Source organism: Agreia pratensis, from assembly GCF_900177685.1.
Classification (GTDB): Bacteria; Actinomycetota; Actinomycetes; order Actinomycetales; family Microbacteriaceae; genus Agreia; species Agreia pratensis.
Genome location: NZ_FXAY01000003.1, coordinates 398,108 through 422,769 on the forward strand (window position 1 = coordinate 398,108; position 24,662 = coordinate 422,769).

Sequence of the window (24,662 nt, forward strand, 5' to 3'; positions counted from 1 at the left end):
CGGGTGAGGTCGGGCGTTCGCCTCGGCGTCGACGTGGGGAAGGCCCGCATCGGCGTCGCGCGCAGCGACTTCCACGGCATGCTGGCGACGCCGCTCGAGACGGTGGCGCGCTCGTCGGGTAACAGCACGGCAGACATCGACCGCCTGACGATACTGTGCGACGAACTCGACTGCGCCGAGGTTGTCGTCGGTCTGCCGCTGTCTCTGTCGGGTGGCACGACGGCGTCGACAGATGACGCCGTTGCCTTCGCGGGTCGGATAGCCGCCGCCACGGGCAGGCCCGTGCGAATGATCGATGAGAGACTCACGACGGTCTCCGCTCAGGCCGCGCTCCACACCTCCGGCCGTGCTGTAAAAGGATCGCGTCCCGTGATCGACCAGATCGCCGCGGTTATACTTTTGCAGCATGCCCTCGATTCGGAGGCGTCCACGGGAAACCCGCCCGGAATCGCCGCATCCGAATTGGGACCCGATCCACAGGGGGATTTACCGTGACTGACCGTCAGCCACCAGAAGACCACCCGTTCTCCGAGTTCCTGCGTGAGCCCGCTTCGACGTCGAAGCCCACCGGTCAGCCGCAGTCACGACGAGAGCGGCGCGAGACGCATGCCACCGTGAGGCACTCGGAGCCGCCGCGGCGTCGACGTCGCGCGCTCACCGGCGTGATCGTGACGGTCGTCATCCTCGGTCTGATCGCCGGTGGAGGGGCCTTCGTGTATTCGACGTTCGAGCCTCAGATCACCGCGATGCTCAATCCGAAGTCAAACGATGACTACAGCGGCAACGGTTCGGGCGAGGTCATGGTGAAGATCTCCGACGGAGAGTACGGCGACGCCATCGGCGTCAAGTTGCAAGAGGCCGGCGTGGTCAAGAGTTCCGACACCTTCTACTCCCTTCTGCTCAAAGAGAATCCGCAGCCCGTCTTCCAGACCGGCACGTTCAAACTCGCGGCGAAGATGAGTTCGAAGTCCGCTCTCGCCGCACTGCTCGATCCGGCGAACAAGGTCGACTACACCGTGACTATTCCCGAGGGCACGACGGCGTCGGGCATCTATCAGTCGCTCGCCGATGTCACGGGGATGCCGTTCGACGACTTCAAGGCCGCCGGTGCGGACTTCGTGTCGCTCGGGGTGCCGGCCGAGGCGCCGAGCGTCGAAGGCTTCCTGTTCCCCGCGACCTATGAGTTCCAGCCCGGACAGACGGCCGCCGAGATGCTCAAGACGATGGTCGACCGCACGTACCAGGCTCTCGACGCGGCGGGTGTACCCGCAGACCAGCGCTTGCATGTGCTGACCCTCGCGGGCCTCATCCAGAGCGAGTCCGGCAGCAAAGACGATATGTACAAGGTGTCGCGGGTCTTTCAGAATCGCCTGGCCGACGGCATGAACCTGCAGTCGGATGCCACGGTTCGTTACGGCGCCGGCGGCGGTGCAGTCGACACGACCGAGGCAGAACGTGACGACGCGTCGAACCCCTACAACACCTATGCGAACCCGGGTCTGCCTGTCGGTCCGATCTCCAACCCGGGCGATGACGCGATCGACGCGGCCCTGCATCCGGCAGACGGCGACTGGCGATATTTCGTGACCGTGAACCTCGACACCGGCGAGACCGTCTTCTCGGTGACCCAAGAGGAGCACGACGAAGCCGTGAAGCAGTATCAGGCCAATCACTGACGACGATGACTGACTCGAGCATGCCCACAGCAACGGCCAGGCGGCTGGCTGTTCTCGGTTCGCCGATCGCGCACTCCCTTTCTCCGCGCCTGCACGCGGCGGCCTACGCCGCGCTCGGCCTCGACTGGCACTACGACGCGATCGATGTGGCGGAGGACGATCTGGCCGCGTTCGTGGCGGGCCGGGGAGACGAGTGGCTCGGGCTCTCGCTGACGATGCCGCTGAAGCACAGCATCCGGCCGCTACTCGACAGCCGCGACGAGCTGAGCGTGCTCACCGGAGCGACGAACACTGTGCGCTTCGCTCGTGTCGATGGTGAGCGTCGTCTCGACGGTTTCAACACCGACGTCGGCGGCATCGTGCGCGCCCTCGCCGAGAAGTCGATCGTGCATGCGCGCCATGTGGCCGTTCTGGGCGCGGGAGCGACCGCTGCATCGGCCGTGGTGGCCGCGGCTCTACTCGGAGCAGAGCACGTGAGTGTTCTCGCGCGCAGCCCGGAGAAGGCCGATGAGCTCGTGCAGATCGCGCACGCCGCGGGAACGTCGATCGCGATTCTTCCGCTCACTGTCGCGTCGCTCGACATCGTCGATGCTTCGCTGGTGATCTCGACTCTTCCGGGAACCGCGGAGCCGGCCGTGCTTCTCAGTGACAGTACGCTTCCCGCTCGATCAGATCTGCTCGATGTCGCCTACCATCCGTGGCCCAGCGCGCTCGGCGCGGTGTGGAGCGCCTCGGACCGAACGGTCGTGTCGGGCCTTCGCATGCTGATCCATCAGGCTCTCGTGCAGATCCGCATCTTCGTGAACGCCGACCCTGCGCTGTCGCTGCCCGATGAGTCTGCCGTGCTGGCAGCGATGGAGTCGTCGGTCGACGACCTCGACGGGCCGGGCGAGCGATAGCTTCCCGCAGGAGGCCGAGGACGATCTGTGGGAGGATCGAGTGTCGGCTGTCCGCACGCCGACGCGTCTGGCCGCCGGTCACCGGCCGCCGTCGACCATCCTGCCGCCTGAAGGAACAGCCTTTATATGCTTCGTTGGATCACCGCCGGAGAATCGCACGGCCCTGAACTCATCGCCACCATCGAAGGGCTGCCAGCTGGCGTGCCCGTGCTGATGGACGACATCCGCGCCGACCTAGCGCGCCGCAAGCTGGGTTATGGCCGAGGCGCGCGCATGAAGTTCGAACAAGACGAACTGACCATCTCGGCCGGAGTCCGACACGGCTACTCCCTCGGCAGCCCGGTGGCCATCCGCATCGGCAACACCGAGTGGCCCAAGTGGGTCGAGGTGATGAGTCCAGAACCCGTCGATGCCGATCAGGCGAGTCGGGGCCGCGGAGCGCCGCTCACACGTCCGCGCCCGGGCCACGCCGATCTTGTGGGTATGCAGAAGTATGGCTTCGACGAGGCTCGTCCCGTTCTCGAGCGTGCGAGTGCCCGCGAGACTGCGGCTCGGGTCGCGCTCGGCGCTGTCGCGAGAAGCTTCTTGTCGGAACTCGGCATCTCCCTGGTCAGTCATACGCTGTCGATCGGTCCCGTGCGGGTTCCAGAAGGCCGACCGCTGCCTCTGCCGCGCGACGTCGCCACTCTCGATGCCGATCCCCTTCGCTGCTTCGACGAGGCGACCAGCGCACTCATGGTGGCAGAGGTCGATGCCGCGCACAAAGACGGCGACACCCTCGGCGGCGTCGTCGAGGTGCTCGCGTACGGCGTTCCGCCGGGCCTCGGATCATACGTTCACTGGGACAGACGTCTCGACTCCGCGCTGGCCGCCGCTCTGATGGGTATCCAGGCGATCAAGGGTGTCGAGGTCGGCGATGGATTCCTGACCACGACGCGCCGAGGATCCGACGCGCACGACGAACTCGTGCAGTCTGACGGGCGGATCACGCGTCTCAGCGACAAGGCCGGAGGCACCGAGGGCGGCATGAGCACCGGAACCGTGCTGCGTGTCCGCGCCGGAATGAAGCCGATCGCGACGATTCCTCATGCGCTCCGCACCGTCGACGTCGCCACGGGCGAGGCGGCGGCCGCCCATCACCAGCGTTCCGATGTATGCGCGGTTCCCGCGGCCGGGGTCGTCGCTGAGGCGATGGTGGCGCTCGTGCTCGCGAACTCCGTGCTCGAGAAATTCGGGGGCGACTCCGTGCCGGAGACCAAGCGCAATCTCGAGTCGTACCTCGCACACATCCCCGACCGTCTCGCATCCGCCGGCATCGACGGCACCGACTGAGGCCGGCTTCATGCTCCTCGTGCTGATCGGTGCGCCTGCGGCGGGAAAGTCTCGGATCGGCAAGAAGGTCGCCCGCACTCTGGGCGTTCCGTTCATCGACACCGACACCGAGATCGTGCGCCAGCACGGCGCCATCTCAGAGCTGTTCGCCGCCCACGGAGAGGCTCACTTCAGAACGCTGGAGCGCGTCGCCGTCGAGCACGCGCTCTCGGGCTCAGGCGTCGTCGCGTTCGGCGGGGGAGCAGTACTCGATCTGCGCACCCAAGCCGACATCTCGTCACTGCCGGTCGTTCTGCTGACCGTCGAAGCCTCGGCAGTCGCGCCACGGCTGGCGAACGGCAAGCGCCCCCTCATCTCGTCGATCGAATCGTGGCAGGCGCTCGTCGACACGCGCCGTGAGCTCTACGAATCGCTCGCCGACTTCTCCATCGACACGTCCCACCGCCCGACCGAGGTCATCGCGACCGAGATCGCGCAGTGGGCCCGTTCACGTCCATCCCAGAAAGACACGCCATGACAGACAGCACACCCGTTACCCGGATCCCCGTGTCTGGCACCGATCCGTACGACGTTGTGATCGGGCGCGGTCTCGTCGGCGACCTCTCCGAGTTCCTCGGGCAGGGTGTGCGGAAAGTGCTGATCGTGCACGCTCCCACATTGGCGGCGAAAGCCGCGGCGATGAGAGAGAGCCTGCTCGGCCGCTACGAGGTGCTTCTCGCCGAGGTTCCGGATGCGGAGCAGGCGAAACGCGTGGAGGTCGCGGCGTTCTGCTGGCAGGTCATGGGCCAGTCGGACTTCACGAGATCCGACGCCGTCATCGGATTCGGTGGGGGAGCGATCACCGATCTCGCGGGATTCGTTGCTGCGACCTGGCTGCGAGGCGTACGCCTGGTGCAGGTGCCGACCTCGGTTCTCGGCCTGGTCGATGCAGCCGTCGGGGGAAAAAACGGCATCAACACGGCCGAGGGAAAGAACCTCGTCGGCACGTTCTACGCACCGAGCGCCGTGGTCGGGGACCTCGACACGTTCGACACCCTTCCTCGAAACGAGATCCTCGCCGGATTCGCCGAGATCGTGAAGGCCGGCTTCATCTCGGAGCCGGAGATCCTCGACATCGTCGAAGCCGATGTCGACCGCGCCACCGACCCGTCGACCCCCGAGTTCAGGCGTGTCGTCGAACTCTCCATCGCTATGAAGGCGCGCGTGGTGGGCGAGGACTTCACCGAGCAGGGACTCCGCGAGATCCTCAACTACGGTCACACGCTGGGGCACGCGATCGAACACGCCGAGCGGTATCAGTGGAGACACGGCGCCGCGATCTCGGTGGGCATGGTCTTCGCTGCAGAGCTGGGAAGGCTCACCGGAGCCCTGTCGGACGAGGTCGTCGAACGCCACCGACGCATTCTCACCTCGTTGACCCTGCCCGTCAGCTACCCGGTCGGCCGCTGGCAGACCCTTCTGGCGACCATGCAGCGTGACAAGAAGGCGCGCGCCGGAATGCTCCGCTTCATCGTTCTCGACGACCTCGCCAAGCCGTCGGTTCTCGCCGGCCCCGAGACATCTCTTCTGTTCGCGGCGTATCAGGAGATCGGCTCCTGACAGAGGCTGTGCAGGAGGGGAGCGCCCCTCTGTGGACAAGTCGACAGCTCGCCGTCTGAGAGGCGCGAAGGTGTCTGTATGACGATCTCTTCTTCGACACCCGGTCCCGACACGATCATCTCAACTGACGCCGATGCACGCGAGCTTCTTTCCGCGCTGCTCGGCCCCGCTCTCAGACGCCAGCTCTGGGCATTTCTCCTGGCCTCGAACGGAAGCCGACTGCCCATCGTCATTCCGATCGATGGGATTCCGGTCAGTCCGAGCGAAGACGAGTTGCGTTCGATCGTGGCGAGCCTCGGGCAGGTTCTCGACGAATACGGACCGGGCGGCAGCATCCTCTTCGCCCTCGAGCGGCCCGGAGACGAGACCCCTCACGGATTCGACGAATTGTGGGCAGATGGTCTGCATTCCGCAGCGCACGACGAGGCTGTCGAGGTGTTCGCCATCTATCTCGTGCACGACGACGGGCTCCGCATGATGAAAGCGCGCCTGTCTGCTCCTCGCTAGAGTTATGCGTCATGACCACTGTGCTCGTGCTGAACGGACCAAACCTCTCGCGTCTCGGCAGCAGAGAACCCGACGTCTACGGATCACAGGATCTAGACACTCTTCGCACCGTGCTCGTCGCCGATGCGGCAGATCGGGCAACGATCGAGGTGCGACAGACCGACGATGAAGGGCAGCTCATCCATTGGCTCCACGAGGCCGTGGATTCCTCGACACCGGTGATCCTCAACCCGGCTGCTTTCACCCACTACAGCTACGGGCTGCGCGACGCCGCAGCCATGGTGACCAAAGCCGGCATTCCACTCATCGAGGTGCACATCTCGAACCCCCATGCCCGTGAGACGTTCCGGCACACCAGCGTCATCTCCGGCGTCGCCACCGGCGTCATCGCAGGCTTCGGATTCGACTCCTACCGGCTAGCGCTCAAGGCCGTGATCGGCCTCAACTAGGCCCAGAGCCGCCAGACGGTACACTCACTGAGGGCCATTTTTCGCGCCCGCACAATTCTTCACTCGAACGGAACAGTTTTTCCATGGCTTCAACCAGCGACATCAGAAACGGCGCCGTCCTCAAGATCGACGGGCAGCTCTGGGCGGTCATCGACTTCCAGCACGTCAAGCCTGGCAAGGGCGGCGCGTTCGTGCGCACCAAAATGAAGAACGTGCTCACCGGCAAGGTCGTCGACAAGACGTTCAACGCGGGAGCGAAGATCGAGACGGCCAATGTCGACCGCCGCGACTTTCAGTACCTGTACAAAGACGGCAACGACTTCGTCTTCATGGACACGGCGGACTACGACCAGTTGACCGTCACCGAGGCTGTCGTCGGCGACGCCGCCAACTTCATGCTCGAGAACCAGGCCGTGACCGTCGCCCTCAACGAAGGGCTCCCGCTCTACGTCGAGCTGCCCGCGAGTGTGACGCTCGAGATCACGTACACCGAGCCCGGTCTCCAGGGCGATCGCTCGACAGGTGGCACCAAGCCCGCCACTGTCGAGACCGGGTACCAGATCCAGGTTCCGCTCTTCCTCGAGCAGGGCACCCGCGTCAAGGTCGACACGCGCACGGGGGACTACCTCGGCCGCGTGAACGACTGACCTCGAAAGCGGTTACGCAATGAGTGCACGCACCAAAGCTCGCAAGCGCGCCCTCGACGTGCTCTACGTCGCCGACGTGCGACAGATCTCGATCAACGAAGCCCTCGCCGCCGAAGCTACCCGGGCGCTGAGCGAACCTGCCCGAGAGGCCTCGTGGCTGTACGCCCGCGAGATCATCGACGGTGTCGTCGACCACGGCGACGAGATCGACGAACTCATCGAGACCTACGCCCAGGGATGGACGCTCGCGCGCATGCCGATCATCGACCGAGCACTGTTGCGCATCGGCATCTGGGAGGTCCTCTTCAATGACGACGTGCCCGATGGCGTGGCGATCAACGAGGCCGTCGACGCGGCCAAACTGCTCAGTACCGACGACTCCGGCAGCTTCCTCAATGGCATCCTGGGGCGCGTGCAGCAGTCCAAAGGCTGAGTGCTCCCCGTGACAACGGGGACTCTTTCCACGCCTCACGCCTCGGCTGATAGGCTCATCGGCGAAACAGACATCCTTTAACCATCCGTCCTGTGAGGCGGGGAAGGAGGTCAGGCTCGTGGCTCGAATAGTGCTGCAGAACTCTGACATCACCCGCGCGTTGACTCGGATCTCCCACGAGATCCTCGAGTCCAACCGGGGGGCCGACGATCTCGTGATCCTGGGGATTCCCACCCGCGGAGTGATCCTCGCGGAGAGGATCGGTGCGCAGATCCGCCAGATCGAGGCCGCAGCGCCGGTCGATCTCGTCGGTTCGCTCGACGTGACCATGTACCGCGACGACCTCGCGCACCATCCGACCCGGGCCCCGCAACGCACTCGCGTTCCCGACGGCGGAATCGATGGGAAGACCGTCGTCCTCGTCGACGACGTCCTGTACTCCGGACGCACCATCCGCGCCGCACTCGACGCCATCGGTGATCTGGGTCGGCCTCGCGCAGTGCGCCTCGCGGTTCTCGTAGACCGGGGACATCGCGAGCTGCCCATCAGAGCCGACTTCGTGGGCAAGAATCTGCCCAGCTCCACCGACGAGCGCATCAACGTGCGTCTCGACGAGATCGACGGCATCGAAGAAGTCAGCATCGACCTGGCGATCGGAGCCGGCGCATGAGGCACCTGCTCTCGACCCGAGACCTGCTGAGAGATGACGCGATCGGCCTGCTCGATATCGCAGAAGATATGAGCGAGGTGCAGAACCGCGAAGTCAAGAAGCTTCCCACCCTGCGTGGCAAGACCGTCGTCAACCTCTTCTTCGAGGACTCGACCCGCACCCGCACCTCGTTCGAGGTGGCGGCAAAGCGCCTCTCGGCAGATGTCATCAACTTCTCAGCCAAGGGGTCGAGCGTGTCGAAGGGCGAGAGTCTGAAAGACACCGCGCAGACCCTCGCGGCGATGGGAGCCGACGGCGTCGTCATCCGACACTCCGCCTCGGGCGCCCCCCAGGTGCTCGCGCAGAGCGGCTGGATCGACGCCGGCGTGGTCAACGCGGGCGACGGAACCCACGAGCATCCGACCCAGGCCCTGCTCGACGCCTTCACGATGAGGCGGCGCATCCACGGCGATGCCGCTCGCGGCCGGGACCTCGATGGCGTGAGCGTGATGATCGTCGGAGACGTTCTGCACTCCAGGGTCGCGCGTTCGAATCTCTGGCTGCTCGAGACCCTCGGCGCTCACGTCACCTTCGTCGCTCCGGCCACGCTTGTCCCTGTCGGAGCGTCGACGTGGCCGGCGGACATCCGGTACGACCTCGACGCGGCCCTCGCCGAGGTGCAGCCCGATGTCATGATGATGCTGCGCATCCAGCAGGAACGCATGAACGCCGCATTCTTTCCCACGACCCGCGAGTATTCGCGCCAGTGGGGGCTCGACGACGAGCGTCTGCTGGCCTTGCGCCCCGATAGCATTGTCATGCACCCCGGCCCCATGAACCGTGGACTCGAGATCTCGTCTCGAGCGGCCGACTCGGCGCAGTCCACCGTCATCGAGCAGGTGGCGAACGGGGTGTCGATCCGCATGGCCGTGTTGTACTCATTGCTGTCCGGCGACCGGGAGGCCAGATCATGACAACGACCCTGATCAATGGGGCGACGCTGCCCGACGGAACCACGACAGATCTCCTGATCGCAGACGGGGTGATCGCCGAACGCGGGGCCGGGCTCTCCGCGCCAGCCGGCGCGCGAGTCGTGGATGCTGCGGGTCTGGTCGCGCTTCCGGGTCTCGTCGACCTGCACACGCACCTTCGCGAACCCGGGTTCGAGCAGAGCGAGACGGTGCTGTCGGGAACGCGGGCCGCAGCGGCGGGCGGCTTCACCGCCGTCTTCGCCATGGCGAACACGATGCCCGTCTCCGACACGGCCGGCGTCGTGGAGCAGGTGCAGGCACTGGGCGACGCGGCCGGCTACGCGACAGTACGCCCCATCGGCGCCGTCACCGTAGGACTCGGGGGCGAACGCCTGTCGGAGATCGGCGCGATGGCGAACTCCCGGGCCGGGGTTCGGGTCTTCTCCGACGACGGCAAGTGCGTGCACGACTCTCTGCTGATGCGCCGCGCCCTGGAATATGTCAAGACCTTCGACGGCGTCGTCGCCCAGCACGCCCAGGATCCGCGACTCACCGAGAACGCGCAGATGAACGAGGGGGCCCTGTCGAGCGAGCTCGGTCTCAAGGGTTGGCCGGCCGTTGCTGAGGAGTCGATCATCGCTCGCGACGTTCTGCTCGCCGAGCACGTCGGAGCCCGATTGCACATCTGCCACCTCTCGACGGCAGGCTCGGTCGATGTCGTGCGCTGGGCCAAGGCCCGTGGCATCGAGGTCACAGCAGAGGTCACACCGCATCACCTGCTGCTCACCGAAGAACTGATCCGCAGCTACGACGCGCGATACAAGGTGAACCCTCCGCTTCGCCGCGACGACGATGTACGCGCGCTCCGCGAGGGTCTGGTCGACGGCACCATCGACATCGTGGCGACCGACCACGCGCCTCACCCCGAGGAGTCGAAGGACTGCGAGTGGGACCACGCGTCATTCGGAATGGTGGGCCTCGAATCCGCCCTCTCGGTCGTGCAGGCGGCAATGGTCGACACGGGGCTGTTCGGCTGGGCCGATGTCGCTCGGGTACTCTCGCAGACCCCGGCCGCCATCGGCAGGCTCGGTGGTCACAGCCACTCGTTCGAGGTCGGCGCGAGCGCCAACCTCGTGTTCGTCGACCCCGCTTCGTCGAGCACCTTCACGGTCGACAGGCTCGCGGGCAAAAGCCACAACTCGCCGTATCTCGGCATGACCCTTCCCGGATCGGTACGACACACGTTCCACCGCGGCTACCCGACCGTGCTCGATGGCAGTGTTCTGGGCGCATCAGAGGTCGCCGCAGCGGCCGCGGCGGCGGGGGTGGCCCGTGGATAGGATCCTGCCCGGTTCGATCATCATCGTCGGAGTCATCGGGCTCCTGATTCTGATGGCACTCGGCTGGCGCGCACGCGGTCGCCGCCAATCGGCGCTGTCGACCGCGGCAGTGCCGGCCGACGAACTGCTCGGCGAGCTCCGCGTCGCCGTCACCGGACTCTACGTCTCGACGACGACCGCGGGCGCTCCACTCGACAGGGTGACCTTGCCCGGTCTCGGATTCCGAGGGCGCGCAGCCGTCTCCGTCTTCGACGCCGGCGTCGTCGTCGCCGTCACCGGCGAGCCGCAGGTCTTCGTCGGCGCCGATCGCATCCGCTCGGTCGGTACGTCGACCTGGACGATCGACAGGGTCGTAGAAGCGGGCGGCCTCGTCCGCCTCGACTGGATCCTCGAATCCGAATCTCCTACACCGTCTGCCGATGTCGAGAGCTTCTTCCGCATCGAGAACCCCGAACAGAGTTCCCGCCTCATCGAGGCGATCACCGCACTTACGCCGTCTCACGGCCCCGCCAACCCCGACCAGGAAGGATCCCTCGCGTGATCTCAACAGAACCCGCCGTGCTCGTACTCGAAGACGGCAAACGCTACGCAGGTCGCGCCTACGGCGCCCGCGGACGCACCCTGGGAGAGGCGGTCTTCGCCACCGGCATGACCGGATACCAGGAGACGCTCAGCGACCCCTCCTACGCCGGCCAGATCGTTCTGCAGACCGCACCCCACATCGGCAACACAGGCACGAATGACGAGGACCTCGAGTCGGCGAAGATCTGGGTGGCGGGATACGTTGTTCGCGATCCCTCTCGCATGGTCTCGAACTTCCGTGCGACCCGGAGCCTCGACGACGACCTCGTCTCCGGCGGCATCGTCGGCATCTCCGGCGTCGACACCCGTGCGATCACCAGACACCTCCGCTCCCTCGGCGCGATGCGCGCCGGAATCTTCTCGGGAGACGACTTCTCGCTGAGCGACTCGGAGCAGCTCGCCATCGTGCGCGACGCAGAAGACATGGCCGGTCGCAATCTCTCGAAAGAGGTCTCGACCCCGGAGCGGTACACGATCGACGCGGTCGGAGAGCGCATCGGAAGCGTCGCCGTACTCGACCTCGGTGTGAAGACCTCGACGCTCCGCTATCTCGCTCAGCGCGGCTTCGATGTCATCGTCCTGCCCGAATCGGTGACGACAGAGGAGGTGGTGGCCCTCGCACCGAGCGCCCTCTTCTACTCGAACGGCCCGGGCGACCCGGAGGCATCCGAACGCCATGTGCAACTGCTTCGCGACGTGCTCTCCGAGAAGATCCCGTACTTCGGCATCTGCTTCGGCAACCAACTCCTCGGTCGCGCCCTCGGTTTCGGCACCTACAAGCTTCCCTTCGGCCACCGCGGCATCAATCAGCCCGTGCTCGACAAGACCACAGGGCGGGTCGAGATCACCAGCCAAAACCATGGCTTCGCCGTGGATGCGCCGCGCGAGGGCGTCGTCGACAGCCCGGCGGGCTTCGGCCGCGTCGAGGTCAGTCACCTCAGCCTGAACGACAACGTGGTGGAGGGCATCCGCTGCCTCGACATCGACGCGTTCAGCGTGCAGTACCACCCGGAGGCCGCGGCAGGACCGCACGACTCCATGTACCTGTTCGATCGCTTCAGAGACATGGTGCTCGCGATCGACAAGGGCGAGCCGCAGACAGACATCCACTCCATCATCGACGGAAAGAACCAGTAATGCCTCGCAGGGAAGACATCAAGAGTGTCCTGGTCATCGGCTCCGGTCCGATCGTCATCGGCCAGGCGTGCGAATTCGACTACTCCGGAACCCAGGCGTGCCGCGTTCTGCGTGAGGAGGGCGTGCGCGTCATCCTCGTGAACTCGAATCCGGCAACGATCATGACCGACCCGGACTTCGCCGACGCGACCTATATCGAGCCCATCACCTGGCAGGTCATCGAGACCATCATCGCGAAAGAGAAGCCCGACGCGATTCTGCCGACTTTGGGTGGCCAGACCGCATTGAACGCGGCCATCGATCTGCACAAGCACGGCATTCTCGAGAAGTACGACGTCGAGCTCATCGGCGCCTCGTTCGAGGCGATCAACAAGGGCGAGGATCGCCAGATCTTCAAGCAGCTCGTTCTGGATGCCGGTGCCGACGTCGCCCGCTCCCACATCGCACACACGGTAGAGGAGGCCGTGGAATTCGCACTCGACCTCGGCTACCCATTGGTCGTGCGCCCCTCGTTCACCATGGGTGGACTGGGTTCCGGATTCGCCTACACCGAAGCAGAGCTTCGCCGCATCGTCGGCGATGGCCTGCACCAGAGCCCGACCACGGAGGTGCTGCTCGAGGAGTCGATCCTCGGGTGGAAGGAGTACGAGCTCGAACTCATGCGCGATACGGCCGACAACACGGTCGTCGTGTGCTCGATCGAGAACGTCGACCCGGTCGGTGTTCACACCGGCGACTCGATCACGGTTGCTCCTGCACTCACGCTGACCGACCGTGAGTACCAGAACATGCGCAATATCGGCATCGACATCATCCGGGCCGTCGGCGTCGACACGGGTGGCTGCAATATCCAGTTCGCCATCGACCCCGCGAACGGTCGGGTCATCGTCATCGAGATGAATCCCCGCGTCTCGCGCTCGAGTGCGCTCGCATCGAAGGCCACCGGATTCCCGATCGCCAAGATCGCCGCGAAACTGGCGATCGGCTATCACCTCGACGAGATCCCGAACGACATCACCAAGGTGACGCCCGCATCGTTCGAGCCGACGCTCGACTACGTGGTCGTCAAGGTTCCCCGGTTCGCATTCGAGAAGTTCCCCGCGGCAGACACCACGCTGACCACGACCATGAAGTCGGTCGGCGAGGCCATGGCCATCGGCCGCAATTACACTCAGGCGCTGCAGAAGGCTCTGCGGTCGCTGGAGAAGCGCGGCTCGTCGTTCCATTGGGAGCCGCTCGACGCATCCAAAGACGAACTGCTGGCCCTGGCCAGCGTGCCGACCGACGGCCGCATCGTGACCGTGCAGCAGGCGCTCCGTGCCGGCGCGACGGCCGAGGAGGCCTTCGAAGCCACGAAGATCGACCCCTGGTTCATCGACCAGATCGTGCTCATCAACGAGGTAGCCGAGGCCATCGCGTCGAGCGAGAACGCCGACACGAACATGTTCCTCCTGGCGAAAGAGCACGGATTCTCCGACGCCCAGATCGCCGCCCTCCGCGGCTTCGGCGAGAAAGAGGTGCGCGAGGTCCGCCACATCCTCGGCGTGCGTCCCGTATTCAAGACGGTCGACACATGCGCGGGGGAGTTCCCGGCGCTCACGCCGTATCACTACTCGAGCTACGACTTAGAGACGGAGGTCGAGCCGTCCGATCGCCGCAAGGTCGTCATCCTGGGTTCCGGCCCGAATCGTATCGGGCAGGGAGTCGAGTTCGACTACTCGTGCGTGCACGCCTCGTTCGCCCTGAGCGACGCGGGCTTCGAGACGATCATGATCAACTGCAACCCCGAGACAGTGTCGACCGACTACGACACCAGCGACCGGCTGTACTTCGAACCGCTCACGCTCGAGGATGTGCTCGAGGTCATTCACGCCGAGAGCCAGTCCGGCGAACTCGTCGGTGTCGTCGTGCAGCTCGGTGGCCAGACCGCCCTCGGGCTCGCCAAGGGCCTGAAGGCGGCGGGTATCCCGATCCTCGGCACCACGCCCGAGGCCATCGACCTCGCCGAAGAGCGCGGGCTCTTCTCGAAGATCCTCGACGATGCGAATCTCCTCGCACCGAAGAACGGAACGGCGAGCGACTTCGCCGGTGCCGTCACGATCGCAGAGGACATCGGATACCCGGTTCTCGTGCGCCCCTCGTACGTGCTGGGTGGCCGCGGCATGGAGATCGTCTACGACTCGCCCTCGCTCGAGGACTACTTCTCGCGCATGGCAGGTCAGGGCATCATCGATCCGGCACACCCGCTGCTCGTCGACCGCTTCCTCGACGACGCGATCGAGATCGACGTCGACGCTCTCTACGACGGACACGAGCTCTACATCGGCGGCATCATGGAGCACATCGAGGAGGCGGGAATCCACTCCGGCGACTCGAGCTGCACGCTTCCTCCGGTCACGCTCGGCCGCGAGGTCATCGACCGCGTGCGCATCGCGACGCTCGCCATCGCCGAGGGCATCGGCGTGCGGGGCCTGCTCAACGTGCAGTTCGCAATCGGTCAGGGCATCCTCTATGTTCTCGAGGCCAATCCGCGCGCCTCGCGCACCGTGCCGTTCGTGGCGAAGGCCCTGGGCATCCCGCTCGCCAAGGCCGCGTCGCGCATCATGGTGGGCTCCACGATCGCCGAGCTGAAAGCCGAGGGCCTGCTGCCCGTCGTCGACGGTTCGATCGTGCCGATGGACTCGCCGATCGCCGTCAAGGAGGCCGTGCTGCCGTTCAAGCGGTTCCGCACCAAGGACGGGCTGATCGTCGACTCACTGCTCGGCCCGGAGATGCGCTCGACAGGCGAGGTCATGGGAATCGACCGCGACTTCCCCCGCGCATTCGCCAAGAGCCAGGAGGCCGCGTATGGCGGTCTTCCGACCTCCGGCACGGTCTTCGTCTCCGTCTCCGATCGAGACAAGCGCGCCATCGTGCTTCCCGTCCTCCGTCTGCTCGAGTTGGGGTTCGACATCCTCGCGACGGCCGGAACCGCCGAAGTCCTGAACCGTAACGGCATCACCGCCCGCATCGTACGCAAGTTCAGTGACAGCGCCTCTACCGGCGGCGATGAGCCGACCGTCGTCGATCTCATCAACCGCAACGAGGTCGACATCGTCGTGAACACCCCCAGCGGGTCGAGCGCACGAGCAGACGGATACGAGATCCGGGCTGCGGCCGTGGCTGCCGACAAGCCGCTGTTCACGACCATCGCTCAGCTGGGCGCGGCGGTCGCCTCGTTCGAGGCGACCCGAGAGGGCTTCGACGTGTCGAGCCTGCAGGAGTACGCGATCGCCAGGGCAGAGCGCCTGTGACGCGCACGTTCGGGCAGCGCCTGCACGCCGGCATCGAACAGTACGGCCCGTTGTGCGTCGGCATCGATCCCCACGGCTTCCTTTTGGATGCCTGGGGCCTGCCCCGCACGCCGGCCGGGCTGCGCGAGTTCGGGCTGAGGGTGGTCGATGCCGCGAGCGGCACGATCGGCATCGTCAAGCCGCAGATCGCTTTCTTCGAGGTGTTCGGAGCAGCCGGCTTCTCAGCGCTCGAAGAGGTGCTCGCGGCCGCCCGCGCCGCTGGACTGATCGTGATCGCCGATGCGAAGCGCGGCGACATCGGATCGAGCGTCGACGCGTACGGCGACGCCTGGCTGACGCCGGGCTCTCCGCTTGAAGCCGACGCCGTCACCCTGGCGGCGTATACAGGAACGGGTGCTCTCGCCGGAGTCTTCGATCTCGCGGAGCGTCACGGCAAGGGCGCATTCGTGCTCGCCGCGACGTCGAACCCAGAATCTCAGACGCTTCAGACCGCCACGGTGCACAACGGAGATCGACTCGGGTTGACCGTCGCGGGGCTTGTCGCGACAGAGATCGACGATTGGAACCGTTCGCGCGCCGCCGCCGACCACGCACACGGCCGCGAACTCGGTAGCATCGGAGTCGTGCTCGGTGCGACGAAGAACCTTCTCGACTACGGCGTCGACGCGCGTTCGCTCGGCGAGTCCGCCCCGATGATGCCCGTGCTCGCACCGGGGTTCGGACATCAGGGTGCTCGCTTCGACGACATCCGCTCGATCTACGGGCCGCTATCGGCCGGCATCGTCGTGAGCACATCGAGATCCGCCCTCGCTGCTGGGCCGTCCGCCCTCAGCGACACCCTCGCCGACCAGGCGGCCCAACTAGCCGGAGCCCTGTCATGACCGTTCCCGACGTCGATCGTGCGGCCGGATCCCGGGCGGCCATCGCCGCCCGCCGTGCCCGCGCAGCCATCAAGAAGGCGGTAACCGAGCAGCGACGCAGCGCGACCGGCGTGCTCGATCGCGCCTCGAAGCATCCAGACAGCCTCGAGGCCGGCATGCGCGTCACCGAGCTGCTTCAGGGCATCCCGGGGCTCGGTCGAGTTCGAATCGAGCGGGTCATCGAGCGCCTCTCGATCTCGCCCAGTAAGCGTCTCGGGGGATTGGGCGCGCTGCAACGGGATCGTCTGCGGGCCTACCTCGAGAAGCGCGCGCCTTTCTCGGGCGATGAGACCGCATCGCGACTCGTTGTGCTCGCGGGCCCGACGGCTGTCGGCAAAGGAACTGTATCGACCTGGATCCGCGAGAACGTGCCCGGCGTGTTGCTCTCGGTCTCAGCGACGACCAGGGCCCCGAGACCGGGGGAGATCGACGGCGTCAGCTACTACTTCGTCGACGACGCCGAATTCGACCGGATGATCGCGGCCGGCGAATTCCTCGAATGGGCCGTCGTGCACAACTCGTCGCGCTACGGCACCCCGCGCGCACCCATCGACAAAGCGCTGGCCGAGGGAAAGAGCGTGCTCCTCGAGATCGACATCCAAGGTGCGCGTCAGGTGCGCGAGGCGATGCCCGAGGCCCGACTGGTGTTCCTGCTGCCGCCGAGCTGGGCGGAACTCGTGCGCCGGCTCACGGGCCGGGGCACCGAGACGGCGGAGGAACAGGAGCGTCGACTGGCAACTGCCGAGATCGAATTGGCCGCTCAGAACGAGTTCGACTACCTCATCGTCAACAACGATGTCGAGACTGCCGCACGCGATGTCGTGGAGCTCATGAAGTGATAAGCGGCCAATCCGAGAGATTGGCGGCTTCTTCGAGGTAGACTTGTCTACTTGTGCACGGTGAACCCCGCACGATCACCGCACGATCTTTTCTCAATCCGGCCGGCGAGGCCAATCAAGGAGTATCACCATGGTCAACAGGGCACAGGGAATCATCGATCCCCCCATCGACGAACTGCTCTCGAAGGTTGAATCCAAGTACGCGCTCGTGATCTTCGCATCCAAGCGCGCCCGACAGATCAACGACTACTACGCCGACCTGCACGAGGGAAGCCTCTTCGACAACGTCGGACCGCTGGTCGACTCGACGATCGACGACAAGCCCCTCTCGGTCGCGATGCACGAGATCAACGAGGACAAGCTCACGGTCAAGCCGATCGCGGCCACCGAGTAGCAGCAGCGAATGCAAGTCCGTTCCCCGGGCTGTCGTCGGGCCAGCGCCCGTGCAGCCGGGGAGCGGATTCGTTCGTTAACGGCAGAGTTGTGCATGACGAGAGGGCAGGACTGACGTGACACACCCGCAGAAGCGACTGCGCATCGTGGTGGGAATCACGGGTGGCATCGCGGCGTACAAGGCCGTGGGTGTCGTTCGTGCATTCGTACTGGCGGGCCACGACGTGCAGGTCGTCGCAACGGAGCACGCCCTACGATTCGTCGGAAAGCCGACGCTCGAGGCGATCTCCCGCAACGTCGTGCACACCGATCTCTACGAGGCGGTGGCCGAGGTTCGGCATGTGTCGATCGGCCAGTCCGCCGATCTCATCGTCATCGCCCCTGCCACGGCGAATTCGCTCGCCAAGATGGCGGCGGGTCTCGCCGACGATCTGCTCGGCAACACCGTTCTCGCCTCGAAGGCGCCGATCGTGGTGGCGCCCGCGATGCACACCGAGATGTGGCAGAACGCGGCCACCGTGGCGAATGCCGCCCTTCTCGCCTCTCGCGGCATCCACTTCGTCGGACCGACGAGCGGCCAGCTCACCGGCGCAGATTCCGGGGCCGGTCGGATGGCCGAGGTCGACGACATCGTCGCCGCATCCCTGGCCGTCGCAGAGGCCGCACGCCCCGAGTCCCGCCGCGACCTCGACGGGGTGCGTCTGCTGATCACCGCCGGTGGAACCCGCGAGCCGCTCGACCCCGTGCGATTCATCGGCAACCGGTCGAGCGGTCGGCAGGGTGCGGCGCTTGCACAGGCAGCCGCCTCACGCGGCGCGCACGTGACTCTGATCGCGGCGCACGTCGAGGTGACGCTTCCCGAGGGTGTCGCGGTCGTCTCAGTCGAGACCACGGCCCAGCTGGCCGAGGCGGTCGAGCAGCACGCCCCCGAGAGTGACGCCATCATCATGGCGGCGGCTGTGGCCGACTACAGACCGGCGGCGGTCTCGAACGCCAAGATCAAGAAAGAGACGGTCGGCGACACGCTCACTCTCGAGCTCGTCAAGAACCCGGATATTCTCGCCGGCGTCGCCGCACGTGCCGCCGCCAACCAGATCGTCGTGGGCTTCGCCGCCGAAACGGCCGAGACCGATGAGGCCCTCCTCGAACTGGGGCGAGCGAAGATCGCACGCAAGGGCTGCGACTTCCTCGTGGTCAATCGGGTCGGCTGGAACGAGGGTTTCGCCACGCAACGAAACGCGGTGACGGTCCTCGACCGGGCCGGGTCTATAGTGATCGAGGCCCAGGGCAGCAAGCTGTCGGTGGCCGATGAGATCCTGTCTGTACTGGCCGAGCGACTGCTCGCAGACAGGCACCGCACCCCATCAGAATTCCCTGGAGCACCATGACGAGCCTTCGCCTCTTCACGTCCGAGTCCGTCACCGAAGGACACCCCGACAAGATCTGCGACCAGATCTCCGACAGCATCCTCGACGCGCTCCTCGAGGTAGACCCCGCGAGCCGCGTCGCCGTCGAGACCCTCGTGACCACGGGCCTCGTGCACGTCGCCGGCGAGGTCACGACCTCGGGCTACGTCGACATTCCCACGATCGTGCGCGACAAGGTCTCGTCGATCGGCTACACCTCGAGCGATGTCGGATTCGACGGGGCGAGTTGTGGGGTCTCGGTCTCGATCGGTGCTCAGTCGCCCGAGATCGCTGCCGGGGTCGACAATGCGTGGGAGAACCGTCAGGGCGAGACCCGCACCGATCCGTTCGATCTGCAGGGTGCCGGCGACCAGGGCATCATGTTCGGTTTCGCCACCACCGAGACCCCCCAGCTCATGCCGCTGCCCATCTGGCTCGCACACCGTCTAGCCGAGCGTCTCGCCGAGGTCCGCAAGTCGGGCGAGCTCGGCTATCTGCGGCCCGACGGCAAGACCCAGGTCACCATCGGCTACGACGGCATCGTGCCGAAGACCATCGAGACGGTCGTTCTCTCGACCCAGCACACAGAATCGGTGACGAACGCCGATCTCTTCCACGACATCGAAGAACTCGTCATCAAGCCTGTGCTGGCAGACAGCGACCTCGACTCCCGCTCCGCAGATTTCCTCATCAATCCCACCGGCAGATTCGTCGTCGGCGGACCTCAGGGCGACGCCGGCCTCACCGGCCGCAAGATCATCGTCGACACCTACGGAGGTGCCTCGCGTCACGGCGGGGGAGCGTTCAGTGGCAAAGACCCCTCCAAGGTCGACCGCTCGGCCGCCTATGCCATGCGATGGGTCGCGAAGAACGCCGTCGCCGCCGGATTCGCCGACAGACTCGAAGTGCAGGTGGCATACGCCATCGGCAAGGCGGCGCCCGTCGGCCTGTACGTCGAGACCTTCGGAACCGGAAAGCTTCCCGACGACCGCATCATCGAGGCGATCAATGCGGTCTTCGATCTGCGCCCGGCGGCCATCATCCAGCACCTCGACCTGCTGCGCCCCATCTACGGCGCGACGGCCACGTACGGTCACTTCGGTCGTGAGCTTCCCGATTTCACCTGGGAGAAGCTCGACCGTGTCGCAGACCTGCAGGCCGCAGCACGCATCTAGGTGATGGCAGCGCAGGCCGCGCCGGAGCAGCTGCTCATCGCGCGGGTGATGCTCGAATCGCCCCTTCCGCAGCTCGACAGGCTCTTCGACTACGCCGTGCCGAGCGCTTTGCGAGAGCAGGCCAAACCCGGTGTCCGCGTCAAGGTTCCCCTTCGGTCCGCAGGACGCATTGCACGCGGGTACATCGTCGAGACCACAGAGGCGGTCGAGTATTCAGGAACGCTCAGCGAGATCGACGAGGTCACGTCGTCGGTGCCCGTACTGACGCCTGCCGTGTGGCACCTCGCACGGCGGGTGTCGGAGCGCGCGGCCGGCAGCGCGAGCGACGTCGTGCGACTGGCCATTCCTCCTCGTCAGGTTCGAGTCGAGAAGGTCTGGCAGCTCGAGCAGCAGTCCGAGGGCACGCCGGTCGAGTACCGCGCGAACCCGACCGTGACCGGCTACGGCGAGCGCGTGATCGACTCCGCTCTCGACGCGGGCCGTCGCGTGGCCCTCGCAGCGATACCGGCCGTGCACGAGGTCTCTCCCGGAGTCTGGGTCGGACGATGGGCCGTCACTCTGGCCGAGGCCGCTGCCCGCACGCTCGCTTCAGGGCGCAGCGCCATCGTCGCCGTGCCCGACTACCGCGACCAGCAACAACTCATCGAGGCCCTTTCCGCGCTCGTGCCTCTCGATCGCATCTCGCAGCTCGATGCACGTCAGCCCAACGCCGACCGGTATCGGGCATTCCTGCGCTGCCTCGAAGCCGCCCCACGCGTGATCGTGGGCAACCGTTCCGTCGTCTACGCGCCGGCAGAAAATCTCGGACTGATCGCGGTGTGGGACGACGCCGACCCCCTTCACAACGAGCCACTGAGTCCGTACGCGTCCACCCGCGACGTCGCGCTGGTGCGCCAGGAGCAGTCCGGCTGCGCACTGCTGTTCGCCTCACACTCCCGCAGCACCTGGCTCGAGCGGCTGGTCGAGATCGGCTACGTGGCGCCCCACGCACCTGATCCCGCTGTGCTTCCGCACGTCATCCCCACCGCAGACCAACCGGGCGCAGATGCCGCGGCGCACGCCCGCATTCCCTCCACCGCTTGGAATACCGCACGGCGCGCGCTCGAAGACGGGCCCGTTCTCGTGCAGGTCGCCCGACCCGGATACGCCCCGGTACTCGCGTGCCAGGACTGCCGCACTCCCGCGCGCTGCCGCGTCTGCGAAGGCACCCTTCGTATCGGAGGAGCCCGACAGACTCCGTCGTGCGAGTTGTGCGGGGCCATCGCCGCCGACTGGCACTGCCGACACTGCGAATCCACGCGCATCCGCCTCGTCACGGCCGGCACCGGCCGCACCGCCGAGGAGCTTGGCCGCGCGTTTCCCGGAACCCGCGTCATCGTCTCAGACGGCGAGAGGCCCCATCTCACGGTCGATGCCCGGCCGGCACTCGTCGTCGCGACACGAGGCGCCGAGCCCATTGCCGCCGGCGGCTACCGTGCCATCCTGCTGCTCGACGGCGAGCGCATGCTCGCCCGCGAGTCCCTGACCGTGGCCGAGGACTGCCTGCGCTGGTGGTCTAACGCCATAGCCCTCGCGGCGCCGCGCGCGCCGACTATCATCGTCGGCGTCGGGGGAGCATTGGCCCGCGCGCTGGTCACCTGGAGCCAGCATCGCTTCGCGGCGGCCGAACTGCCCGACAGACGAACGCTGAGGTTTCCTCCCATGGTGCGACTGGCGACGGTCACAGGGCGCCCCGAGACCGTCGAACAGGCCATCTCGTCGCTGCCCGATTCGGTGGAGGGACACGAATCGGCGACAATTGATGTGCTCGGTCCGGTCGACGCCGGCGACGGCCTCGTCCGTGCCACCATCCGATTCGACTACGCGTTCGGTGCCGAGGTCGCCCGCAGCCTGCGCTCGTCGATCATCCGCAATTCCACCGGACGAACGAAGCGTCAGACGAGCAAGGCGACCGGCACCAAGACCAGCTTCAGACCTCCGCCTGTGCTGAGGGTTCGATTCGACGACACGGAGATCCTGGAATGAAACTCGTCTTCGCCGGCACTCCCGCCGTAGCGCTGCCCACCCTCGACATTCTCGCCGCGCATCACGAGATCGTGTCGGTCATCACCCGTGAAGATGCGCCGCAGGGGCGCAAGCGTGTGCTGACGCCGTCTCCCGTTGCGTCTCGGGCGTCCGAACTCGGCATTCCCACCATTCGCGCGAACAGGCTCGACGATCTCGTCACGAAGCAGGTCGCCGATCTGCAGCCCGACCTCGGCGTGATCGTCGCATACGGAGGGCTCGTGAGGAACCCGCTGCTCGAGACGCCACGCCTCGGCTGGATCAACCTGCACTTCTCGCTGCTGCCTCGCTGGCGGGGAGCAGCACCGGTGCAGTGGTCGGTCATGAGCGGCGACAGCGAGGCGGGAGCTTCGGTTTTTCAGCTGGTCGCCGCGCTCGATGCCGGGCCGGAGTTCGCCCGCCTGACGCGACCCATCGGCGCCCATGAGACCTCGGGCCACCTTCTCGAAGCCCTCTCCCACGAGGGCGCGGCGCTCACAGCGAAGGTCGTCGACGAGCTCGAGGCAGGCACAGCCCGATCGACCCCCCAGCACGGTGAAGTCACGCTGGCACCGAAGATCACGCTCGAGCACGCCCGCATCGACTGGACCGAGGCCGCCGATGTCGCGTTCCGTCGCATCCGGGCCACGACGCCCGAGCCGGGTGCCTTCACGGTCGTCGACGGCCTCAGGCTCAAGATCCTTCAGGCCGCGCCCGCCTATGACACGGCGGCGCTCAGCCCGGGCACGCTCGACAACGACGGCGGCAGAGTCCTCATCGGCACGGCCACGACGCCGATCGAACTGCTCCAGGTACACCCCGCCGGCAAGAAGCCGATGTCGGCGACCGACTGGTGGCGCGGTCTCGGCGCAGGCCAGCCTCACCTCGCAGACATCCCCGCCACGAACAGATTCGACACACCATGAACTCCAGGCCCCGCTCCTCTCAGATCGTTCAGCCGGCGAGGCGTATCGCCCTCGAGGTGATCACCGCCGTTCGAGAAGACGACGCTTACGCCAATCTGCTTCTGCCCACGAAGCTGGCGAGAGCGAAGCTGCAGACCAACGACGCAGCCTTGGCCACCGAGCTCACATACGGCACCCTCCGCATGCGCGGCTACTACGACAGGGTCATCTCCCTGGCGGCCGGCCGGCCGGTCGAGAAGATCGACCCACTCGTTCTCGACGTGCTCGAGCTGGCGACGCACCAACTTCTGGGAATGCGTACGGCGAGTCACGCCGCCGTCAACGAGTCGGTCGAACTGGCGCGGCTGGTGAGCTCCCGCTCCGCGACCGGATTCGTCAACGGGGTGCTCCGCACCATCACTCGCAGCGAACCCGAGGAGTGGCGTGACCGAGTGATCGCTGACGCCAAAGACGACGACGCCAGACTGGCCGCCGAATACTCCCACCCCACCTGGATCATCCGTGCCTTCCGCCGCTCGCTGTCGGCAGCGGGTGTAACGGCAGACGCAGTCGAAGACGAGCTGCGTGACCTGCTCGAAGCCGACAACGTGCCCCCGCGGCTCGGCCTCGTCGCTCTCCCCGGCCTGGCCGATCGCGACGACATCACCATCCCCGGGCGCGCCACTCGCCGTTCGCCCATCGGATTCTCGGCCACCGGGGGAGATCCCAGCGACATCGCCGAGGTGCGCGCTGGCACCGTCAGAGTGCAAGACGAGGGGTCGCAGTTGGCGGCCCTCGCGCTCAGCCGCGCCGCGTCGATCACACCCGGCGAGAGGTGGCTCGACCTCTGCGCCGGCCCCGGTGGCAAGTCAGCGCTGCTGGCGGCCGAGGCACGATTGGGTGGAGCCATTCTCACCGCCAACGAGCCCGTGCCTGCCAGGGCCCAACTGGTGCGCAACGCCCTGGAGGCCATCGACGATCCTCCCGAGGTCTTGCAGCTCGATGGCACGACCATCGGCGCCCTGCATCCGGAGTCGTTCGATCGCATCCTGGTCGACGCGCCATGCACCGGCTTGGGCGCGCTCCGGCGTCGGCCAGAAGCCCGCTGGCGAAAGAGCCCCCGCGACGTCGCCGATCTCGTGCAGCTGCAGGAGCGGCTCATAGACTCCGCCGTCGAGGCCCTCCGTCCGGGCGGCATCCTGGCCTACGTGACCTGCTCGCCCCATGTTGCCGAAACGCGTGGGCAGGTGGCCGGTGCCCTGTCTCGGTGGGGAGAGCGCCTCACAGCCCTCGACACCCGATCGGTCGTCGCGGCGGTCGCCGGTGAGAATGCCGAGAGCGCGTCGGATGCGGCGCAGGTGCAGCTGTGGCCGCACATCGACGCGACCGACGCCATGTTCATCGCGCTCTTCCGCAAAGCCGCCTAGCCTGTGAGCCGCCCTCGAACGACTCATCGCGCTGGATAAG

General features: G+C 66.3%; 24 protein-coding genes. All 24 read left to right on the plus strand.

The window, feature by feature from the left end:
• Positions 1 to 3 precede the first annotated feature (3 nt).
• The 24 genes from ruvX to B9Y86_RS11590 all read left to right on the plus strand — a co-directional run bounded on the left by ruvX (position 4) and on the right by B9Y86_RS11590 (position 24,622).
• Complete coding sequence (gene ruvX / locus B9Y86_RS11475) at positions 4 to 495, plus strand: Holliday junction resolvase RuvX (RefSeq protein WP_085486070.1); 492 nt, start codon at positions 4 to 6, stop codon at positions 493 to 495.
• Entirely contained in the window at positions 492 to 1,676 is a 1,185-nt protein-coding gene (mltG, locus tag B9Y86_RS11480; RefSeq protein WP_244894734.1) for an endolytic transglycosylase MltG, read from the plus strand. Before ruvX ends, mltG begins: the two co-directional genes overlap by 4 nt.
• Before the next feature lie 5 nt (positions 1,677 to 1,681).
• Positions 1,682 to 2,575 (plus strand): shikimate dehydrogenase, encoded by an 894-nt coding sequence (locus B9Y86_RS11485; protein ID WP_085486072.1) that lies wholly within the window; start codon positions 1,682 to 1,684, stop codon positions 2,573 to 2,575.
• A 126-nt stretch (positions 2,576 to 2,701) separates the two neighbouring features.
• Positions 2,702 to 3,907, plus strand: coding sequence for a chorismate synthase (gene aroC / locus B9Y86_RS11490; protein ID WP_085486074.1), 1,206 nt, complete (start codon positions 2,702 to 2,704; stop codon positions 3,905 to 3,907).
• 10 nt (positions 3,908 to 3,917) lie between these two features.
• Positions 3,918 to 4,424: a shikimate kinase gene (locus B9Y86_RS11495; RefSeq protein WP_085486076.1), complete on the plus strand. Its 507-nt coding sequence runs from the start codon at positions 3,918 to 3,920 to the stop codon at positions 4,422 to 4,424.
• Positions 4,421 to 5,506: a 3-dehydroquinate synthase gene (gene aroB / locus B9Y86_RS11500; protein WP_085486078.1), complete on the plus strand. Its 1,086-nt coding sequence runs from the start codon at positions 4,421 to 4,423 to the stop codon at positions 5,504 to 5,506. The genes B9Y86_RS11495 and aroB overlap by 4 nt, the downstream gene beginning before the upstream one ends.
• A 78-nt stretch (positions 5,507 to 5,584) precedes the next feature.
• The gene (locus B9Y86_RS11505) at positions 5,585 to 6,013 is read left to right on the plus strand and encodes a hypothetical protein (protein ID WP_085486080.1); all 429 of its coding nucleotides are present in this window, start codon (positions 5,585 to 5,587) and stop codon (positions 6,011 to 6,013) included.
• Positions 6,014 to 6,024: 11 nt separating this feature from the next.
• Complete coding sequence (locus B9Y86_RS11510; RefSeq protein ID WP_085486082.1) at positions 6,025 to 6,462, plus strand: type II 3-dehydroquinate dehydratase; 438 nt, start codon at positions 6,025 to 6,027, stop codon at positions 6,460 to 6,462.
• 83 nt (positions 6,463 to 6,545) lie between these two features.
• The gene (gene efp, locus B9Y86_RS11515) at positions 6,546 to 7,109 is read left to right on the plus strand and encodes an elongation factor P (RefSeq protein ID WP_044438393.1); all 564 of its coding nucleotides are present in this window, start codon (positions 6,546 to 6,548) and stop codon (positions 7,107 to 7,109) included.
• A 19-nt stretch (positions 7,110 to 7,128) separates the two neighbouring features.
• Positions 7,129 to 7,542 (plus strand): transcription antitermination factor NusB, encoded by a 414-nt coding sequence (gene nusB, locus B9Y86_RS11520; protein WP_044438391.1) that lies wholly within the window; start codon positions 7,129 to 7,131, stop codon positions 7,540 to 7,542.
• A gap of 118 nt (positions 7,543 to 7,660) precedes the next feature.
• Positions 7,661 to 8,212 (plus strand): bifunctional pyr operon transcriptional regulator/uracil phosphoribosyltransferase PyrR, encoded by a 552-nt coding sequence (gene pyrR / locus B9Y86_RS11525; RefSeq protein WP_085486084.1) that lies wholly within the window; start codon positions 7,661 to 7,663, stop codon positions 8,210 to 8,212.
• Complete coding sequence (locus B9Y86_RS11530) at positions 8,209 to 9,165, plus strand: aspartate carbamoyltransferase catalytic subunit (protein WP_085486086.1); 957 nt, start codon at positions 8,209 to 8,211, stop codon at positions 9,163 to 9,165. Before pyrR ends, B9Y86_RS11530 begins: the two co-directional genes overlap by 4 nt.
• A complete protein-coding gene (locus B9Y86_RS11535; RefSeq protein ID WP_085486088.1) occupies positions 9,162 to 10,502 on the plus strand; it encodes a dihydroorotase in 1,341 nt (446 codons plus the stop codon). The genes B9Y86_RS11530 and B9Y86_RS11535 overlap by 4 nt, the downstream gene beginning before the upstream one ends.
• Complete coding sequence (locus B9Y86_RS11540; RefSeq protein WP_085486090.1) at positions 10,495 to 11,043, plus strand: PH-like domain-containing protein; 549 nt, start codon at positions 10,495 to 10,497, stop codon at positions 11,041 to 11,043. Before B9Y86_RS11535 ends, B9Y86_RS11540 begins: the two co-directional genes overlap by 8 nt.
• A complete protein-coding gene (carA, locus tag B9Y86_RS11545; RefSeq protein WP_244894735.1) occupies positions 11,040 to 12,221 on the plus strand; it encodes a glutamine-hydrolyzing carbamoyl-phosphate synthase small subunit in 1,182 nt (393 codons plus the stop codon). The genes B9Y86_RS11540 and carA overlap by 4 nt, the downstream gene beginning before the upstream one ends.
• On the plus strand, positions 12,221 to 15,514 hold the full coding sequence (carB, locus tag B9Y86_RS11550) for a carbamoyl-phosphate synthase large subunit (RefSeq protein WP_085486092.1): 3,294 nt from the start codon (positions 12,221 to 12,223) through the stop codon (positions 15,512 to 15,514). The genes carA and carB overlap by 1 nt, the downstream gene beginning before the upstream one ends.
• Positions 15,511 to 16,395 (plus strand): orotidine-5'-phosphate decarboxylase, encoded by an 885-nt coding sequence (gene pyrF, locus B9Y86_RS11555; protein ID WP_085486094.1) that lies wholly within the window; start codon positions 15,511 to 15,513, stop codon positions 16,393 to 16,395. The genes carB and pyrF overlap by 4 nt, the downstream gene beginning before the upstream one ends.
• Entirely contained in the window at positions 16,392 to 17,273 is an 882-nt protein-coding gene (gmk, locus tag B9Y86_RS11560; protein ID WP_085486096.1) for a guanylate kinase, read from the plus strand. Before pyrF ends, gmk begins: the two co-directional genes overlap by 4 nt.
• A gap of 130 nt (positions 17,274 to 17,403) precedes the next feature.
• A complete protein-coding gene (gene rpoZ / locus B9Y86_RS11565; RefSeq protein ID WP_044438377.1) occupies positions 17,404 to 17,667 on the plus strand; it encodes a DNA-directed RNA polymerase subunit omega in 264 nt (87 codons plus the stop codon).
• A gap of 136 nt (positions 17,668 to 17,803) precedes the next feature.
• Positions 17,804 to 19,054: a bifunctional phosphopantothenoylcysteine decarboxylase/phosphopantothenate--cysteine ligase CoaBC gene (coaBC, locus tag B9Y86_RS11570; protein ID WP_085486375.1), complete on the plus strand. Its 1,251-nt coding sequence runs from the start codon at positions 17,804 to 17,806 to the stop codon at positions 19,052 to 19,054.
• Positions 19,051 to 20,247 carry a methionine adenosyltransferase gene (metK, locus tag B9Y86_RS11575; protein WP_085486098.1) on the plus strand — a complete coding sequence of 399 codons (1,197 nt, stop codon included), beginning with the start codon at positions 19,051 to 19,053 and terminating at the stop codon, positions 20,245 to 20,247. The genes coaBC and metK overlap by 4 nt, the downstream gene beginning before the upstream one ends.
• A gap of 3 nt (positions 20,248 to 20,250) precedes the next feature.
• Positions 20,251 to 22,272 (plus strand): primosomal protein N' family DNA-binding protein, encoded by a 2,022-nt coding sequence (locus tag B9Y86_RS11580; RefSeq protein ID WP_085486377.1) that lies wholly within the window; start codon positions 20,251 to 20,253, stop codon positions 22,270 to 22,272.
• On the plus strand, positions 22,269 to 23,216 hold the full coding sequence (gene fmt, locus B9Y86_RS11585) for a methionyl-tRNA formyltransferase (protein ID WP_085486099.1): 948 nt from the start codon (positions 22,269 to 22,271) through the stop codon (positions 23,214 to 23,216). The genes B9Y86_RS11580 and fmt overlap by 4 nt, the downstream gene beginning before the upstream one ends.
• Positions 23,213 to 24,622 carry an RsmB/NOP family class I SAM-dependent RNA methyltransferase gene (locus B9Y86_RS11590; RefSeq protein WP_085486101.1) on the plus strand — a complete coding sequence of 470 codons (1,410 nt, stop codon included), beginning with the start codon at positions 23,213 to 23,215 and terminating at the stop codon, positions 24,620 to 24,622. Before fmt ends, B9Y86_RS11590 begins: the two co-directional genes overlap by 4 nt.
• Positions 24,623 to 24,662: the final 40 nt, after the last annotated feature.